We start from the raw sequence: 17,964 nt of genomic DNA, 5'->3' as shown, positions 1-17,964 counted from the left end.
TACCTGCCATAAATACGGGGATTTACGCATTTTTTGTAAAATACGGAAGTTTACGTATCTTTGACATAGTCATAAAGATATTTTACTATATTTCGTTCATCTTATAAAGGTATGATTTTGAACAGATAATCAAAAATCCGCACTTTATGCGGATTTCGTGAGGATATGATTCAAGATGTCATAGCTTGTGGAATATCGGTTCGCGGTTTTCGAAAGTGCAGTATTCGTCAAAGCCGCATTTTTTAGCGATTATGCTTGCTTTCTCAAAGGCGCCCGCAATACCTTCGGGGCTGTGTGCATCCGAGCCGAAGGTGATTATCCTGCCGCCGAGCTCTTTATATCTCTTAAGAACATCGGGACTTGGATTTGTGGGATCGCCGCTCCTAAAGAGACGACTGGTGTTGAAATCAAGTCCTTTATCGTTATTTATAAGGTGAATCAAAATGGCATCGATGATGTCGGAGTAAGCGCTGTACGAATAGGGATTGTTGCCTTTCGGAGCATAGCGGGCAAGATAGTCAAGGTGTCCCAGAACGCAGTAGTTGTCAAAAAGTCTGAGATTTTCAAGGGTGAGTTCAAAGTAGTGTCTGAAAACTTCTTTTACATCGCGGCCCTCCCAAAATTCAGGATAGTAGGGGTCCTGTCCGTCAACAAGGTGCATTGAGGCAATTACAAAGTCAAAAGATTCCGAGTGGGCGTAGCCGGTGTTTTGCGAGGCTATATGTTCCTGCATGCCAATCTCAACGCCGAATTTAATCGTGATCTTATCCTTGTAGATTTCCTTAAATTTGTACAGTTCTTTTTTGTAAGACGGGGTGTCCAGTAAAAAATAATCTTTTGGAATATCTTCCGTTATCGGGTAGTCCATGTCCATGTGATCGGTAAAGCAGATTTCGCTGAGCCCTCTGTTTATGGCGCTTTCTATCATGGCCTCCATGGGGGCGTCGCTGTCACCTGAATTGTGGGTGTGTAAATGATAATCTGAAGGTAAGGTCATGGGCTGTTCTCCTTGTTCCCGTGAGTGTGTACGTATTTTTGACTTTCGGCATCGGTAAAATAATAAGCAAATAAACGAATATTATGATATACGAATTGCTCCGTGACAAAAGTCACTCACGCAATTCTACAAACATGCGGAAACCGCGGATTTGCTGTGTAAATCGCTAATTCCTTATGTTTGTTAGAGTCAAAAGGTCAAAAAGCTTAACATGCAAGCATGTACGCATTTTTGACTTTTTGACATCTATATCATAATATTCTTACTTGATTTATGCTACATTTTTTATTAGAATTAGAGTTGCTGATAAAAAATTATCAATTAGTGTGATATTAAGCAGCAATTAAATATTATATTCATTTTAGGAGGAACTTAAAATGGCAGTTAAAGTAGCAATCAATGGTTTTGGTCGTATCGGACGTCTTGCTTTCAGACAGATGTTTGAGCATGAGGGAACAGAGATCGTAGCAATCAACGATCTTACAGATCCTAAGATGCTTGCTCATCTTCTTAAGTATGATTCATCACAGGGCAAGTACAAGTACGCTGATAAGGTTTCTTACAGCGAGAATTCAATCACAGTTAATGGCAAGGAGATCACAATCTACAAAGAGGCAGATGCTAAGAACCTTCCTTGGGGCAAGATTGGTGTAGACGTTGTTCTTGAGTGTACAGGTTTCTACACATCTAAGGCTAAGGCACAGGCTCATATCGATGCCGGTGCTAAGAAGGTTGTTATTTCTGCTCCTGCAGGAAATGATCTTCCTACTATCGTATACAATGTTAACCACGAGACACTTACAGCAGAGGATAACATCATCTCAGCTGCATCATGTACAACAAACTGCCTTGCACCTATGGCTAAGGCTCTTAACGATTTCGCACCTATCCAGTCTGGTATCATGGCAACAATCCATGCTTACACAGGTGATCAGATGATCCTTGACGGACCTCAGAGAAAGGGTGACCTTAGAAGAGCACGTGCAGGCGCTGTTAACATCGTTCCTAACTCAACAGGTGCTGCTAAGGCTATCGGCCTTGTTATCCCTGAACTTAACGGAAAGCTCATCGGAGCTGCTCAGAGAGTTCCTGTTCCTACAGGTTCAACAACTCTTCTTTTCGCAGTTGTTAAGTCAAGCACAGAGGTAACTAAGGAAGCTATCAACGAGGCTATGAAGAAGGCTTCTGATCCTGAGACATTCGGATACAACGAGGATGAGATCGTATCATCAGATATCGTTGGAATGACATATGGTTCACTCTTCGATGCAACACAGACAATGGTTAACAAGATCGGTGATGATCTCTATGAAGTTCAGGTTGTTTCATGGTATGACAACGAGAACTCATACACATCACAGATGGTTCGTACAATCAAATATTTTGAAAAGTTTGTTAAGTAATTTGGATTAACTAAAAGGGTCCGGTCCGTTTGGACCAGGCCCTTTATTTTTAAATATGCTTGCATATTTAAAAATAAAGGGTATGTTATGGATGCGCAACTCGCGGAAATGAAATTATTGCTTACGCAATCCGCTCGTGCGCGAAAGAGTCACAAGTGACTCTTTATCATAATTTTTCATTACAAAGGAGAATAATAATGAGTCTTAATAAGAAATCAGTAGACGATATCAACGTAAAGGGAAGACGCGTACTCGTTCGTTGCGACTTCAACGTTCCTCTTAAGAATGGTGAGATCACAGACGAGACAAGAGTAGTAGCTGCTCTTCCTACAATCAACAAGCTTATTAAGGATGGCGGCAAGGTTATTCTTTGCTCACATCTTGGTAAAGTAAAGAACGGCCCTAACGAGGGTGAGTCACTTGCACCTGTTGCAAAGAGACTTTCTGAGAAGCTCGGCAAAGAGGTTAAGTTCATTTCTGATTACAACGTAACAGGCGCTGATGCAACAGCAGCAGTAGCAGCTATGAATGAGGGAGATGTTGTTCTTCTTCAGAATACTCGTTTCAGAGGCAAGGAAGAGACAAAGCCCGAAGAGGCAGGCGATGCTTTTGCAAAAGAGCTCGCAGAGCTTGCTGATGACTATGTATGCGATGCTTTCGGATCAGCTCACAGAGCACACGCTTCTGTAGCAGGTGTTACAAAGTTCATCACAGAGAAGGGCGGAAACAACGCAGTTGGATACCTCATGCAGAAGGAAATCGATTTCCTCGGAAATGCAGTTGAGAATCCTGTAAGACCTTTTGTAGCTATCCTTGGTGGCGCTAAGGTTGCTGATAAGCTCAACGTTATCAATAACCTCATCGAGAAGTGCGATACACTTATCATCGGTGGTGGTATGGCATTCACATTCCTCAAGGCTCAGGGCTATGAGGTTGGTAAGTCTCTTGTAGACGATACAAAGCTTGATTACTGTAAGGAAATGCTTGAGAAGGCTAAGGCTAACGGCAAGCAGCTTCTTCTTCCCATCGATACTGTAGTATCAGCAGGATTCCCTGATCCTATCGATAACCCCAGCATCGAGACAGAGATCGTTCCTTCAAATCAGATTCCTGCAGACAAGGAAGGTCTTGATATCGGTCTTAAGACACGTGACCTCTTTGCAGATGCTGTTAAGTCAGCTAAGACAGTTGTTTGGAACGGACCTATGGGTGTATTCGAGAACCCTGTTCTTGCAGAGGGAACAAAGGCAGTAGCTAAGGCTCTTGCAGAGACAACAGCTACAACAATCATCGGTGGTGGTGACAGTGCAGCAGCTGTTAACCAGCTTGGATTTGCTGACAAGATGAGCCACATCTCAACAGGTGGCGGTGCATCACTTGAGTTCCTCGAGGGTAAAGCACTTCCCGGAGTTGTAGCAGCTGATGATAAGTGAGACTCCGACGAGGTTTTTTCGAGTCGGTAGTTCGAACTTAGTTCTGGCGAGCACCGATAGGTGCGAGAGCAGAACTTCCTTGTGAAAATCAAGAAGTAAATATTACAAAAAAATAGAGGTGGAAAACATGGCACGTAGAAGAATAATCGCCGGAAACTGGAAGATGAACAAGACTCCCAGTGAGGCAGTAGCTCTTTGTGAAGAGCTCAAGGATCTTGTAAAGAATGATGATGTAGACGTAGTTTACTGCGTACCTGCAATCGATATTGTACCCGTAGTTAACGCTGTTAAGGGCACAAACGTACACGTAGGTGCAGAGAACTTCTACATTGTAGACAGCGGAGCATTCACAGGAGAGATTTCAGCTCCTATGCTCAAGGATGCCGGTGTAGAGTACATCATCATCGGACATTCAGAGAGAAGAGATATCTTCGGAGAGAACGATATCCTTATCAACCAGAAAGTAAAGAAAGCATTTGCTTCAGGTCTTACACCTATCCTTTGCTGCGGTGAGTCTCTTGCACTTCGTAAGGCTGATACTTACAAAGAGTGGATCGAGAGACAGATCACATGGGATCTTGACGGCGTAACAGCTGATCAGGTTAAGAAGCTTGTTATCGCTTACGAGCCTATCTGGGCAATCGGAACAGGCGAGACAGCTACAGCAGATCAGGCTGAGGAAGTATGTAAGCTTATCCGTGAGCTTATCGCTAAGCTTTACGATCAGGCAACAGCTGATGAGGTTCGCATCCAGTACGGCGGATCTATGAATGCAGGAAATGCTGCAGAGCTTCTTTCAAAGCCCAACATTGACGGCGGACTTATCGGCGGAGCAAGCCTTAAGGCTGACTTCGGAAAGATTGTTAATGCATAATGTACTACTTTGTTCCGGCGAGCACCTTTGGTGCGAGAGCAGAACATCCAATTTTACGGAATAAACTGCCATTATTGTAAAATTTATAGGCGACGCAAAAGATGATTTCATCTTTTGCGTCGCTTTTTACTTTAAAGAAATTTCTTCAAATTTCAGGAAAATTGACTAAGAGATAGGGAAAGCAATGCTTTAGTCAACGCGTCAAGAAAAATTGCCTTGGATTGAGCAGAAGATTACAGGGAAAAGTGACTAAGGGAGAAGAAACATAATAATTTAGTCAACGCGTCAAGAAAAATTGCCTTAGATTCAGCGGAAGATTACAGGGAAAAGTGCCTAAGAGAGGGTAAAAGCAAAGATTTAGTCAACGTAGCAAGAAAACCCGCCTTGGATTAAACGTAAGATTACAGGAAAAAGTGCCTAAGAGAGGGTAAAATTAAAGATTTAGTCAATGTAGCAAGAAAATCCATCTTAGATTGAGCAGAAGATTACAGCGAATATTGATCAAAAGTCGGCGAGACATCACACTAAGCGATAACCTCAGCTGATTGGCACTGATAAGTTTTCTCAAATTCTCACGAAAGACATACTATGATAAGATTTGAGCATCACAGAAATGCGATGCTGACCGGAAAGCCGGAGGTGTTATGATATACCTCCGGTTTTTCTATAAAATGTCGGCATCTTTCGGGAGAGGTGAAGAAATGCCAAACATACAGTATTCGGGAGTCAGGGAGAGCATCCCGGGAAGAATAAACGATCTTGGTACAACCGGAAAAGAAGTTGCGGAAAACTACAAAAAGGGATGTCTTAAAAGGGCAGACAGGAGCTTTGCACAGGGACTGCAGTGTCAGCAGATAAACAGTATGGCGGCGCTTATGTCTTTGGAGGATTCTGTCTTTATCTCACATTCTCCGCAGGGGTGTGTCGGATGTGCGATCATGGCGGTAGATATGTACCGTGTCGGACAGATTCACAGAGGAATCAAGGTTGTCAAAAATCCCAGACTTATTGTTACAAATATAGATCAGAAGAGTGTAGTATTTGGCGGTGAGCAGAAGCTTAGAGAGGCTGTTCAGAAAGCAGTCGAGAGATACAATCCGAAGCTTGCGTTTATATATGCTTCCTGCGCATCAGGTATCATTGGAGACGATATTGACGCGATAGCACAGGATCTTCAGACTGATTATCCTGACACTATAATGGTTCCGATACACTGCGAAGGCTTCAAATCTAAAGTTTGTGCGTCCGGGTTTGATGCGGCATTTATTTCGATCAATAAATATATTTTGAAAAAAGAGAAAGTTGAAAAAGAAAAAGGACTCATAAATCTTTTTGCTCCTACGACAGTCAGTTTCGCCGATCAGAAAGAAATGGAGCGAATGATAAATCTTTTGGGTGCAAAGGTCAACTATATTCCTTTTTACAGCTCTCTTGAAAAGATAAAAAGAATCCCTGCAGCGGAGGCTTCGACATCTATCTGTAAAGTATTTGCGGATGAGTTTATGAAGACTCTCTGGGAAGACTACGAGATACCTTATTCACACACCGTAATGCCTATCGGAATAAGAAATACCGATAAGTGGTACAGAGGCATCGCTAAGGTTATCGGCAAGGAAGAGGAAGTTGAGCGGATCATCGCTTCCGAACATAAGAGAATTGAACCGCTTGTGGCGGAACTTAGGGAAAGACTTAAGGGAAAAAGAGTATTCATATGCGGAGGAACAGGAAGGTCTTTTGCGGCAGCAGCTCTTATAGATGATTTTGGCATGGAACTTGTTGGACTTGAAACACCGACCTATGACGCCGATGCGCAGGTTGACATAGAGTACCTTAACGATATTCACAAGAATTTTGTGGTTGATATTGCCAACATGCAGCCGTTTGAGCAGGTTAATCTTTTGAACAAACTTAAACCCGATGCATTTATAGGAGTTCCCGAATGGGCGGCCAAGCTTGGAATTCCGACAACACACGTTCTTGACGGAAAAAGACCTACGATGGGATATGACGGACTTTTTTTTCTTGGAAACAAGATTGCGGATCAGCTTGAAAATCCGGGATTTAACAGGAAACTTGCAAAGCATGTAAAACTCCCTTACAAGGATTCATGGTACAAAGAAAATGCGTTCAAATATATTTTAGGGGGAGAAGATTAATGTCACATATTATGGAAAATCCTAAGGGCGGATGCGTTCTTGCGGGAATCAACGCCGTTCTTGGTGCGATAAACAGAGTCTGCCCGATATTACATTCAGGTCCCGGATGCTGTATGCAGACAACGGCAGCAGATCAGGGACAGTCGGGACATAAACATTCATGCTTTGTGAGCGGAGTGTCGATCCCGTCAAGTAACATGCTTGAAAAAGAAGTTGTATTCGGCGGAGTTAATAAATTAAGAACAACAATACAGGGCTCGATTGACATAATGGATGCCGACGCTTTTTTTGTTCTGACGGGATGTACCGCAGGTATTATCGGAGATGATATCGAGAGCGTCACAAGTAAATTCAGGGAAGAAGGGCATGAAGTCTATGCGATTGATACGCCCGGATTTGCAGGCGACAGTAACCTCGGGTATGAGGTGATCTGGAATACGTTTATAGACAAGGTTATTGAAAAAGATGTTCCAAAGGACGATAAGCTTGTGAATATCTTTGGAATTGTGCCTTACCACGATCCGTTCTGGAGCGGCACGCTTGAAGAGATCGATAGGATTCTTTCGAAGCTCGGACTTAAGGTCAATACCTTTTTTACCAAACATCAGGGAATTGAAGATATTAAAAAGAGCTCCGGTGCGGCGCTCAATATCATTGTAAATCCGTGGCTCTTCAACGGGCCTGCCAAGAAGTATGAGGAGAAATTCGGCGTTCCAAGTATCAGGATTCCGGGACTCTTTGTCGGCGCGACAGATACCACTAATTTTATCAGAGCAGTGCAGAAAGCACTTAATCTTGATGAAAAACTTGTAGAGGATGTGATCGAGGCGGAAGAGGACTACGTCTACAGCTATCTGGGACAGTCAATCGGTGTTGTGAGCTGGAAAAGATTTGCTGTTGTTGCAGATGCAAACAGTGCTGTCGGATACACAAGATATCTTGCGAATGATTATAGCTTCACACCTGTTCTGGTGATAGTATCCGAGCCAATCTTCAGACAGGAGGACAAGGACAGGATAGAAAAAGAAATTCGGGACCTTGAATATGCAAAGCCTCCGAAAGTTCTTTTCCTGACGGATCAGTACGAGATCAACAAGGCAATCCGTGAGGAGGAAAAAGAGATAACGCTTCTTGTAGGAAGCAGCAACGAGAGAGAAATTGCGCTTGAAAAAGAGATTCAGTTCATCCTCGGTGCATTCCCCATAAATGAAAGGCTCATTTTTAACAGAACCTATGCGGGTTACAGAGGAAGCCTTACATTTACGGAAGATATTTATGACAACAACTAATCAAAAAACCGTTCTGTTACCGTGGTGTCGGTAGCGGAGCGGTTTTTGCTTTGGGGTTCGGATTATGTGATAATGTAACCGGAGCATATGATGAAATAAGGAGGAAGCGTCGTGGTGAAAATAAGGATGATTATTGTTGGTGTTTGCTCATTGATAGTGTGTTTGAGTATTTTGTTTGTTTTTTATATCTTTGGAATTATGGATTCACCAATTAAAGTATTTGAGGGAGTATTATTTAGCTTGTTATTTCCGGGTGTAATAATTCTAATTTCAAGTTTTGTAAGAATATGTCAAGGCAGAAACATTGAAGATATGAAAGAGTGGAGGGAGAGAAAATGAAATCAATATACGTGTCTGTTGTACTTTTACTTTCTGTAGTAATCATTATCTCAAATCATATGGATAACAAAATCGTAGGAAATATAGGAGCGATAGGAATAATTGTAGCTTCATTATTATATGAACTATGGAAAAACAAGGAAAAAAGATAAAGCATAAGCATATGTAAAAACAAGACGCTTGATTGACATATTTCGGATGGTAAAAGAAGAGAAGGTATAGTGGCTTAGGACGTAATTATCTCGAGCTGTACCGGAATTGACTAAAGATATAAAAAGATATAAATTATAAGCATAGATATAAAAGACATCATCATATATAAAGAGGTATAAAAATGGGGAATCCTTTCACATTATCTTTTGGGAAAAAACCATCTGAATTTATTTCAAGAATTACTCAGACAAATCAGATCTTAGACGATTTTAAGGGTGAAAATCCTTCAAGCCAGGTCTATATGATAACAGGAGTAAGAGGTGCAGGGAAGACTGTTATGATGACAACCATAGCCTCTATGCTCACGCAGGACAAACAATGGATATCTGTGGAACTGAATCCGGAAAGGGATATGCTTGATAAGCTTGCAGCTTCGTTATATTCAATACCTGATCTGCATGCCTTGTTTTTGAAGGCGAAGTTGGACTTTTCTGCATTGGGGCTAGGTGTTACTTTGGAAAATTCCGCTCCGGTTAATGATATTGAAATAGCTATTGACAAGATGCTGGAGCATGTTAAGAAATCCGGGAAAAAAATCCTTATAACCATAGATGAAGTGACAAAAAACGATAATATCAGAGTATTCTCAGCAGCATTCCAGATCCTGCTGAGAAAGGAATATCCGGTATACTTGCTTATGACAGGGCTTTACGAGAATATCTATAATTTGCAAAACGAAAAGTCTCTGACTTTTTTGTACAGAGCGCCAAAGGTTGTTTTGGAACCTTTGAATTATACAGCAATGATAGCTAAGTACAAGCAGGTCTTTTCCTGTGAACAAGAGAAAGCAGAAGAAATGGCCAAGTTGACCAAAGGATATTCTTATGCATTTCAGCTTTTAGGATATCTCATGTGGAATAATAAAGATAAAAGTCTGGAGGACATTCTTCCTGAATATGACCAATATCTTGATGAATATGTGTACAACAAGATTTGGAGCGAGTTATCAGAAACAGATAAATTAGTATTGGGAGAAATGGCTACGTCGCATAAAACAGATGTTACTTTGATAAGAGAAGCATTGGGAATGTCTACTTCAAAGTTTTCTGTATACCGGGATAGACTAAAACGTAAAGGAATAGTCAATGCAAGCCAATATGGATCATTGTTTTTGATTCTTCCAAGATTTGAGGATTTTATAAAACTTCACTTGGAATAGATGGGACAAAATTTGATAGCATAAAAGACAAAAAATAGTTAGAAAGTATTTGGATCAGGTCTTATAATATTGCAGAATTGCGCTGAACACTATGAATATATGGCGCTTTGTGCAATATAATTCGGTATAACGTTTCGTGATATCAGTACAGGTTTATCATGAACAAAGTGTCAAAGCACGAGATTGTTGTTAAATAAGCAATCGGAAAGGATACATTATGGATTATAAGTTACTTAGCAATATAAGAGGACCTGAGGATGTAAAAAAGCTTTCGCAGGATGAACTTAAAGAGCTTGCAGCCGAGGTAAGAGAAGCTCTTTTTAACAGAACAACCAAGATCGGAGGGCATTTCGGACCGAACTTCGGAGCGGTGGAACTTACTATCGCGCTTCACTATGTCTTTGATTCGCCTAAGGATCAGTTTGTTTTTGACGTTGCACACCAGACCTATACGCACAAGATGTTGACCGGAAGATCTATCGCATATACAGATGATGCGCATTTTGGAGATGTGTGCGGATTTACCAATCCCAGAGAGTCAGAGCATGATATGTTCTATATCGGTCATACATCTACTTCAGTGAGCCTTGCGACAGGCCTTGCCAAGGGAAGAGATATTTCGGGTAAAAAAGGAAATGTCGTTGCGATAATCGGTGACGGCTCACTTAGCGGTGGCGAAGCACTTGAAGGTATCGACTTTGCAGGTGAGATGGACACTAACCTTATCATCGTTGTAAATGACAATGAACAGTCTATCGCCGAGAATCACGGCGGACTTTACAAGAATCTTGAACAGCTTCGAAAGAGCGGCGGAACATGTGAAGTAAATCTCTTCAAGGCAATGGGGCTTGATTACAAATATGTTGAAGAGGGCAATGACATCGAGACGCTCATCAAGGCATTAAACGAAGTTAAAGATATCGATCATCCTATTGTCCTTCATGTTCATACGCAGAAGGGAAAGGGATATGCTCTTGCCGAGAAGAACAAGGAAGAGTGGCATTATTCCATGCCTTTTAACAGAGAGACGGGAGAACGCGTAAGTTTCGGAAACGGTGAATCATATCAGGATATATTCGGAAAATATATGCTTGATAAGATTGAGAAGGATAAAAGCGTTGTCTGCATGACTGCGGCTGTTCCGGGTGCTGTCGGACTCGAGCAGGATGTGAGAAACAAGATGGGTAAAAACTACGTCGATGTAGGAATTGCCGAAGAGCAGGCAGTTGCTATGTGTTCAGGTATTGCAAAGAATGGCGGAAAACCTGTATTTGTGACCAACGCTACATTTGCACAGAGAGTCTACGATCAGATGACTCAGGATGTCAGCCTTAACGGAAACGCCGTTACAACAGTTCTTTTCTCGACATCCATTTATGGAATGGGCGATGCAACACATATCGGAATTTCAGCGATGGGCATGTTCACTAACATTCCCGGCGTTACGTATCTTTCACCCACAAGCAAAGAGGAGTTCCTTGCAATGCTTGAGTACAGCATTGAGCAAAGCGACCATCCGACTATAATCGCTGTTCCCTGCGACGGAGTTAACAGCATGATCTATCCTGTGGACAGTAATTATGATAAGACAGACAAGTACCAGGTTTGCGAAGAAGGTGAGAAAACAGCAATCCTTGCTCTTGGTGATTTCTTCAATATAGGTGTTCAGACAGCTAAGCTTATAGAGGAAAAGACAGGTAAAAAAGCTACACTCATCAATCCGAGATTTGCATCAGGCATCGACAGAGAACTGTTAGATAAACTCTGTGCAGATCATGATGTGATCGTTACGCTTGAGGACGGTATTCTTGAAGGTGGTTTCGGTCAGAAGATTGCGTCATATCTTGGCGGTAAAGATGTAAAAGTTCTTAACTACGGCTTTATCAAGAAGTTCTATGACGGAATGAGCGCCAAAGATGCGCTTTTGGAGAGCAGAATTACTCCCGAGTGCATACTTGAGGATGTTACAAGTATCATGAAAATCTGAGGCAGGTGTGCAAAGAGTTGCAAAGCAACTCTTTGTTCGGAGGAGTCTATTTGACCTCCAATGAAAAAAAGCGTAAATTGAAATGGTAACATTTCATTTATTCAAGGAGAGAGAATATGGCAAAAATCTTAAATCCGGAACAGTATAAAGAGTCTATGAGCACCAAAGGAGAAATTCGTTACAAAGAGACGCAAAGACTTTTGCTCTTTGGGCTTCCGTGGACTTTTACAAAATATGAACTCAGAGACAATGACCTTACGATCATCAAAGGTTTTTTGACAGTGCGCGAAAACGACTGTTATATGTACAAAGTATCTGATGTTGAGATAACAAGAACGCTCATGCAGAGATTATTTGGGCTGTCAACGATCACATGCTTTACTTCCGATGTTACGGATAAGACAATTGTTATGAAGAATATCAAGCACGGCCGCGAGATTAAGGATTTCCTTCTTCACGCTTCCGAGGCCGCAAGGATCCGTCGCAAGACCGTAAGCATGCAGAATATAGGTTTTGATTCCGATGACATGGATGATTTGGAGGATAATCAATAAGTAATATAAGGATCAAACTATCACGTTTAAAAAATATGTGCTAAATTATAAATAGAAACGTTTTTTAGTTAATAATATACCTATACGAGGATGATATGGTAAACATAGTTGATGATCGAAAAGATAATTCCGGAACAAGAGGAGTTTATCTTGCATTAATGGTATTTGGCGGAATAATGATGAACATTTGTGGAAGTAAGTTTGTCGGTCACTTCGAAATTCCGCTGTATCTGGATTCTGTAGGTACAATGACCGTATCTATGCTGGGAGGATTTCTTCCCGGCATATTTGTCGGTTTCTTCAGTTCATTCTTAAACAGTATTTTTACCGATTCCGTAGCGATTTCCTACAGCATGATAAATGTTCTTATCGCTATACTTACCACTGTCTTTTATGAAAAAAAGTGGTTCAAAGATTTCTATAAGATTATTCTGGCAGTACTTATATATGGCTTTGTCGGAGGTGTGCTCGGTGCGATCCTCACAGGTATAATCTACGGCTTTGGCTCTGAGACTGCGTCCTTAAATTTTTTGAAGATAATTTATGAATCAGGTAAGATGTCAGCATTTCAGGCTGCGCTTATCGCCGACTATATAGTTGATGTTGCGGATAAGATGATAAGCGTGCTCATAGCTCTTTTGATCACATTTATAATTCCTGCCCGTGTTCGCGACAGATTAAATGTGAAATATTGGCATCAGGCGCCACTTACGCGTGAAACCGTACAGACTATGAGAAATGCAAAGAGCCGCCGAATATCGCTTAGACTTAAGGTTGTTATCCTTCTTACTCTTGCAACGGGGCTTGTCGCATTTTGCGCTATCTTTATCAGTACCTTGCTGTTTAGGGATGCAATCATTCAGACGGGAAAAAATACTGTCCATATTGCGCAGGAAATAGGCAGTTATTCGGGCGTTGACCTTTCCGGAATATCACCGTACTCGGAAGAAGAGACGGGAAGAGAGGTTTTTAAATTTGCTACAAGGCAGATTTCTCTTTTCATCGGATTATATATATTCATTCTCGGTGTAGGTATCTATATGGCGGAGTACCATCTGATACTTCCGATAAATACGATGGCACTCACCTCGTCGCGGTTTTCCGACGGCGATGAGGAGAAACTTGAAAAGTCTGCCAAGATGTTTGATGAGATCAAGATCAGGACAGGCGATGAGATTGAGAACATGTACGGTGCGTTTCTTAAGATGATAGAGGCGCATGTTGCTTCTGTTCAGGCGCTAAAGAGCAGAAACGAGACAATTACGGCACTTCAGAACTCGATCATCTATGCTCTTGCCGATCTCGTTGAGAGTAGGGATCAGAGCACGGGTGAGCATGTTAAGAATACGGCGGAATATACCAAGATCATCATGAATGAGATGATAAAAGAGGGCATTTATACAGATCTTTTGACACCGCAGTTTGTTTCGGACGTTTATCATTCGGCTCCGCTTCACGATGTCGGCAAGATCAGTATTTCTGATAATTTCCTCAACAAGCCGGGCAAACTTACACCCGAAGAGTTTACGGTTATGAAGACACATTCCAAGGAAGGTGCTATGATCATTGATAAAGTCATGAGCAATCTTCCCGAGCAGGACGCAGGATATCTGAAAGAAGCCAAGAATCTTGCGATGTACCATCATGAGAGATGGGACGGTACGGGATATCCCATGGGACTTAAGGGAGAAGAGATTCCTCTTTCAGCAAGGATCATGGCGGTAGCCGATGTGTTTGATGCGCTTATCTCGGAGAGAAGCTACAAGAAAGCTTTCCCGTTTGATGAAGCAATTAAGATAATTAAAGAAAGTTCCGGCACTCATTTCGATCCCAAAGTTGCACAGGCTTTTTTGAATGCGCTTGAGGAAGTGAAAAAGATAGCGGACGTGTGAAAGGATTTTTATGAAAAAAGACAATATTATTTTGGTCGGGATGCCTACATCCGGAAAGAGCACAGTAGGCGTAATACTCGCCAAAATATTGGGATATAATTTTGTCGACGCAGATATTGTTATCCAGAAAAAAGATGGAAGACGACTTTCTGAGATAATTGAGCAGGAAGGCGTTGACGGATTTATTGACATTGAGAACAGGATTAATTCAGGTATCGAGACGGAAAGAACTGTCATAGCAACCGGCGGAAGCGTTGTTTACGGCACGGAAGCTATGCAGCATTATAAAAATATCGGCAGGATAGTATATCTCAAAGTCGGAATGGACGTTCTTACAAAGCGCTTAAAAGATGTAAAACAGCGCGGAGTTGTGATGAGACCCGGACAATCACTGGTTGCACTTTACAATGAGCGTAGCGTCTTGTACGAGAAATATGCCGATATCACGATTGATGAAAAAAATAACACAATGGAAGAAGTCGTTACAGACTTGGTCGCAGCACTCAAAGAATAAGGCATGAATGAATAATGGAGCGAATGAAACTAAAAAAGGTGAGTACATAACCGGCTCGGGAAGGCGGTTTGTTTCTGACGCGCCAAAAGAGTTTCATTATACGTCATTTGAGACAAAGAGGCTCCTTAGAGAGTATGCCCCCGTCAGTGAGGCACCTCTTTTATACAAAGACACTTCACTTGCGGTTTTGGAGCCGCATGCCGTATTAAACAGAGAAAAGCTTGTGGTATCTTTTGGTATAAAGTCAGAAAACGGAGGCCACAGCTACGTTATCAAAGATATATCTGAATTTCTCGATGCGATAGAAAAGCGGAGCTTTTTAAGCTATGGAAAGCATCTTGAATTCACGCATGATATGTCCGCATTTTCTGCGGATTCACAGAAGATCATAAATTTCTTATTCGACTATTTCAGAGGAAGAAGGGCGGGAGACCCTTATCAGGTCTATTCTCGTTCAAAGAGTCGCAGCAAAAACATCGAGCTTTGCGGAAATGAAATCGATGAGTTCTTTAAATCGGTAAAGGAGACTTTTTTTGTCAATTCCGATTTTAGGGCAATGTACAGCGACGAGCGCCTTCTTGAGATAGTTCCCGTTTTCCCCGACATTGACCTTCATATTGAGAAAAAGAATTTCGGAGTCGTTTTTGAATCCGGCTCTTTTACCATGTTCGAAGGATATTCAAATATTTATTTCGAGAGAAAGAGAAAGCTTCACATGATTCCCCGAAGCGACTGCTCGGAGATTATTCCGGTTCTTAAGTTCCTTGCGGCGAGAAGGACGGAGAATGAGCTGTTTATAGCGGAGAAAGATCTGCCTCTTTTTTCGGAAGGTCTTTTCCCTGTGATAAATGAGTTCTTCAATGTGAGTTCGGATGGCTTCGAGCCTTCGAGGTACGCGCCCGACATACCTAAGTTTGAGATATACATCGATATGCCTGATGAAAATAGCATAACCTGTAATGTAAAAGCGGCTTATGATGCGGGAAACGGAATGAAAGAGAGCTTCGATATCTTTGAATCTCCGGACAATGACAAGTTTGCGGATGAGACTGTGACGGATGTGAAAAGAAACAGTTATCTGGAGAACAGGACCGCGAAGCTTATCAGTCCATATTTTGACAAGCTTGATTCCGACAGGAAGGCGCTGGTACTTACGACGGATTCATACACAGACGATAAGCTTTATGTTTTCCTTGCGGAGAAGATGGGATATCTTTCAACCATAGGCGATGTGTTCGTAACGGATGCGATCAAGGCGGTAAGGATTGAAAAGAGACTGAAGGTGAATCTTGGCGTTTCGGTTGTTTCAGACCTTCTGGAGCTTTCGATGGTGCCGGAGACTCTTACGACGGACGAACTTAGTGAGATACTGAGCCAATATGATAAAAAGAAAAAGTATTATAGATTAAAGAGCGGCGAAGTGGTGAGCGTTGAAAGCGAAGATGCGAAGATGCTGTTTGCGCTAAAGGACGGACTTGGGATAACGACGAAGCAGATTGTCGAAGGCCATGCGTCAGTGCAAAGATACAGAGCTCTTTTTATAAATGACCTTGCGGAAAAAAATAGTGAAGAGGGCGGTTCTTCTATCGGAAGAAGCAAGGGCTTCAAAGATTTTGTGTCGGGATTTGCATCGACTACGGATAAGCGTTTCGTAATCCCCGACAGTCTTACGGATGTTCTGAGGGACTATCAGAAGACAGGATATTTCTGGCTCAGAGCGCTTTCACATAATGGATTTGGCGGTATTCTAGCGGATGATATGGGACTTGGAAAGACAATTCAGGTTTTGGCATATCTTTTGAGCGTAAAAGAGTGCGCAGTAAAAGAGGGCAGAAAGAACAGGTGCAGTATTATCGTGTGTCCCGCGTCGCTTGTCTACAACTGGCAGCATGAGATAAGGAAGTTCACGCCGGCTCTTAACTGCGAGATAGCTGTCGGAATAAAGCCTGACAGAGTGAGGGTTACGTCGGAAATCGACAGCGAAGAGACGGATGTTATCATTACTTCTTACGATCTTTTGAGAAGAGATATCGAGTTATATAAGTATCTTAACTTTGAGTGCTGCGTTATTGATGAAGCACAGTTTATAAAGAACCCCGGAACATTGATAGCAAAGGCTGTAAAGAGCATAAATGCTGCATTTAAAGTGGCTCTTACGGGAACACCCATTGAGAACAGGCTTAGCGAACTCTGGAGCATATTTGATTTCTGCATGCCGGGATATCTTTTTGGATATAAGCAGTTCCATGACAATATCGAGGTTCCCGTCGTTTCGGACGGAGATGAGACTTCGACGAATATGCTGAGGAAGATGATAGCGCCTTTTGTGATCAGAAGGCTCAAGAGTGATGTCTTAAAGGATCTACCCGATAAGCTTGAAGAGAATATCTTTGCACCAATGAACAGTTCTCAGAGAGAGCTTTATGATGCGCATCTTCAGCGGGTTAAGCTCATGGTTGAGGGAACGGATGAAGAGTCTTACGGAAAAGACAGGATAGTAATTCTTTCGGAGCTTACAAGGCTTCGTCAGCTTTGCTGCGATCCGGGACTTGTTTATGAAAACTACACGGGCGGAAGTGCCAAGACGGATCTTCTTATCGAGATGATAAAGAGTGCGTCTGAGAGCGGACACAAGATTCTTTTGTTCTCGCAGTTTACGTCAATGCTGGACAGGATAACAAAAGAGCTTGAAAATGCGGGAATATCACACTATCTTTTTACAGGTTCGACCAAAAAAGAGGACAGGATCAAGCTCGTCGATGCATTCCAGGAAGATGACACCTCTGTATTTTGTATTTCGCTTAAAGCCGGCGGGACGGGACTTAATCTTACGAGCGCCGATATTGTCATTCATTTTGACCACTGGTGGAATATTGCGGTTGAAAATCAGGCGACCGACAGAGCTCACAGGATCGGTCAGAAGAACGTCGTTACTGTATACCGCCTTATCATGGAGAATACTATCGAAGAGCGTATAATCAACTTACAGAATCGTAAAAAAGAGCTTGCAGATAAGCTTCTTGACACCGGAACAATGAGTAATCCGACGCTCACGAGAGAGGAACTTCTTGAACTTTTGGGATAAATAATTTCGCGAACAATGTATCGGAATAAAAGGAGCAGATGAAAACTCTTTTTGTAAAAAGGGTATTCA

Annotated in this window: 14 protein-coding genes; 13 read left to right on the top strand and 1 reads right to left on the bottom strand. The window is 42.0% G+C overall.

Going from position 1 to position 17,964, the window contains the following annotated elements; genetic code table 11:
• Nucleotides 1-178: 178 nt before the first annotated feature.
• The gene (locus tag BLP87_RS07725; RefSeq protein ID WP_074462182.1) at nucleotides 179-997 is read right to left on the bottom strand and encodes a histidinol-phosphatase HisJ family protein; all 819 of its coding nucleotides are present in this window, start codon (nucleotides 995-997) and stop codon (nucleotides 179-181) included.
• 377 nt (nucleotides 998-1,374) lie between these two features.
• On the opposite strand from BLP87_RS07725, the gene gap reads away from it, so the two are divergent.
• The 13 genes from gap (at nucleotide 1,375) to BLP87_RS07665 (ending at nucleotide 17,895) form a co-directional block, all read left to right on the top strand.
• Complete coding sequence (gap, locus tag BLP87_RS07720; RefSeq protein ID WP_026514951.1) at nucleotides 1,375-2,400, top strand: type I glyceraldehyde-3-phosphate dehydrogenase; 1,026 nt, start codon at nucleotides 1,375-1,377, stop codon at nucleotides 2,398-2,400.
• A gap of 197 nt (nucleotides 2,401-2,597) precedes the next feature.
• Nucleotides 2,598-3,833 (top strand): phosphoglycerate kinase, encoded by a 1,236-nt coding sequence (locus BLP87_RS07715; RefSeq protein ID WP_074462181.1) that lies wholly within the window; start codon nucleotides 2,598-2,600, stop codon nucleotides 3,831-3,833.
• Nucleotides 3,834-3,960: 127 nt separating this feature from the next.
• Complete coding sequence (gene tpiA, locus BLP87_RS07710) at nucleotides 3,961-4,707, top strand: triose-phosphate isomerase (protein WP_026514949.1); 747 nt, start codon at nucleotides 3,961-3,963, stop codon at nucleotides 4,705-4,707.
• A 701-nt stretch (nucleotides 4,708-5,408) separates the two neighbouring features.
• Nucleotides 5,409-6,863: a nitrogenase component 1 gene (locus BLP87_RS07705; RefSeq protein ID WP_074462212.1), complete on the top strand. Its 1,455-nt coding sequence runs from the start codon at nucleotides 5,409-5,411 to the stop codon at nucleotides 6,861-6,863.
• Nucleotides 6,863-8,152: a nitrogenase component 1 gene (locus BLP87_RS07700; protein ID WP_074462180.1), complete on the top strand. Its 1,290-nt coding sequence runs from the start codon at nucleotides 6,863-6,865 to the stop codon at nucleotides 8,150-8,152. Before BLP87_RS07705 ends, BLP87_RS07700 begins: the two co-directional genes overlap by 1 nt.
• Before the next feature lie 114 nt (nucleotides 8,153-8,266).
• Nucleotides 8,267-8,491, top strand: a complete 225-nt coding sequence (locus tag BLP87_RS07695) for a hypothetical protein (protein ID WP_143002109.1) — start codon at nucleotides 8,267-8,269, stop codon at nucleotides 8,489-8,491.
• A complete protein-coding gene (locus tag BLP87_RS16025; RefSeq protein ID WP_176756618.1) occupies nucleotides 8,488-8,643 on the top strand; it encodes a hypothetical protein in 156 nt (51 codons plus the stop codon). The genes BLP87_RS07695 and BLP87_RS16025 overlap by 4 nt, the downstream gene beginning before the upstream one ends.
• A 182-nt stretch (nucleotides 8,644-8,825) precedes the next feature.
• A complete protein-coding gene (locus tag BLP87_RS07690) occupies nucleotides 8,826-9,863 on the top strand; it encodes an ATP-binding protein (protein WP_074462178.1) in 1,038 nt (345 codons plus the stop codon).
• Between the two features lie 217 nt (nucleotides 9,864-10,080).
• Nucleotides 10,081-11,850 (top strand): 1-deoxy-D-xylulose-5-phosphate synthase, encoded by a 1,770-nt coding sequence (locus BLP87_RS07685; RefSeq protein ID WP_074462177.1) that lies wholly within the window; start codon nucleotides 10,081-10,083, stop codon nucleotides 11,848-11,850.
• Nucleotides 11,851-11,966: 116 nt separating this feature from the next.
• Nucleotides 11,967-12,404 (top strand): PH domain-containing protein, encoded by a 438-nt coding sequence (locus BLP87_RS07680; protein ID WP_074462176.1) that lies wholly within the window; start codon nucleotides 11,967-11,969, stop codon nucleotides 12,402-12,404.
• A gap of 95 nt (nucleotides 12,405-12,499) precedes the next feature.
• On the top strand, nucleotides 12,500-14,296 hold the full coding sequence (locus BLP87_RS07675; protein WP_074462175.1) for an HD-GYP domain-containing protein: 1,797 nt from the start codon (nucleotides 12,500-12,502) through the stop codon (nucleotides 14,294-14,296).
• Nucleotides 14,297-14,306: 10 nt separating this feature from the next.
• Nucleotides 14,307-14,810 carry a shikimate kinase gene (locus tag BLP87_RS07670; RefSeq protein WP_074462174.1) on the top strand — a complete coding sequence of 168 codons (504 nt, stop codon included), beginning with the start codon at nucleotides 14,307-14,309 and terminating at the stop codon, nucleotides 14,808-14,810.
• A 7-nt stretch (nucleotides 14,811-14,817) separates the two neighbouring features.
• Nucleotides 14,818-17,895, top strand: coding sequence for a DEAD/DEAH box helicase (locus BLP87_RS07665; protein WP_074462173.1), 3,078 nt, complete (start codon nucleotides 14,818-14,820; stop codon nucleotides 17,893-17,895).
• Nucleotides 17,896-17,964: the final 69 nt, after the last annotated feature.

Source organism: Butyrivibrio hungatei (assembly GCF_900101605.1).
In the GTDB taxonomy this organism is placed as follows: Bacteria; Bacillota; Clostridia; order Lachnospirales; family Lachnospiraceae; genus Butyrivibrio; species Butyrivibrio hungatei_B.
This window is presented reverse-complemented; position numbering and strand designations above follow the sequence as displayed.

Bases quoted from the DNA above. Each gene is read 5' to 3' on its own strand.
- BLP87_RS16025 (WP_176756618.1), top strand. From the start codon at position 8,488: ATGAAATCAATATACGTGTCTGTTGTACTTTTACTTTCTGTAGTAATC.
- tpiA (WP_026514949.1), top strand. From the start codon at position 3,961: ATGGCACGTAGAAGAATAATCGCCGGAAACTGGAAGATGAACAAGACT.
- BLP87_RS07725 (WP_074462182.1), bottom strand. From the start codon at position 997: ATGACCTTACCTTCAGATTATCATTTACACACCCACAATTCAGGTGAC.
- BLP87_RS07665 (WP_074462173.1), top strand. From the start codon at position 14,818: ATGAATAATGGAGCGAATGAAACTAAAAAAGGTGAGTACATAACCGGC.
- BLP87_RS07690 (WP_074462178.1), top strand. From the start codon at position 8,826: ATGGGGAATCCTTTCACATTATCTTTTGGGAAAAAACCATCTGAATTT.
- BLP87_RS07705 (WP_074462212.1), top strand. From the start codon at position 5,409: ATGCCAAACATACAGTATTCGGGAGTCAGGGAGAGCATCCCGGGAAGA.
- BLP87_RS07715 (WP_074462181.1), top strand. From the start codon at position 2,598: ATGAGTCTTAATAAGAAATCAGTAGACGATATCAACGTAAAGGGAAGA.
- BLP87_RS07680 (WP_074462176.1), top strand. From the start codon at position 11,967: ATGGCAAAAATCTTAAATCCGGAACAGTATAAAGAGTCTATGAGCACC.
- BLP87_RS07675 (WP_074462175.1), top strand. From the start codon at position 12,500: ATGGTAAACATAGTTGATGATCGAAAAGATAATTCCGGAACAAGAGGA.
- BLP87_RS07670 (WP_074462174.1), top strand. From the start codon at position 14,307: ATGAAAAAAGACAATATTATTTTGGTCGGGATGCCTACATCCGGAAAG.
- BLP87_RS07685 (WP_074462177.1), top strand. From the start codon at position 10,081: ATGGATTATAAGTTACTTAGCAATATAAGAGGACCTGAGGATGTAAAA.
- BLP87_RS07700 (WP_074462180.1), top strand. From the start codon at position 6,863: ATGTCACATATTATGGAAAATCCTAAGGGCGGATGCGTTCTTGCGGGA.
- gap (WP_026514951.1), top strand. From the start codon at position 1,375: ATGGCAGTTAAAGTAGCAATCAATGGTTTTGGTCGTATCGGACGTCTT.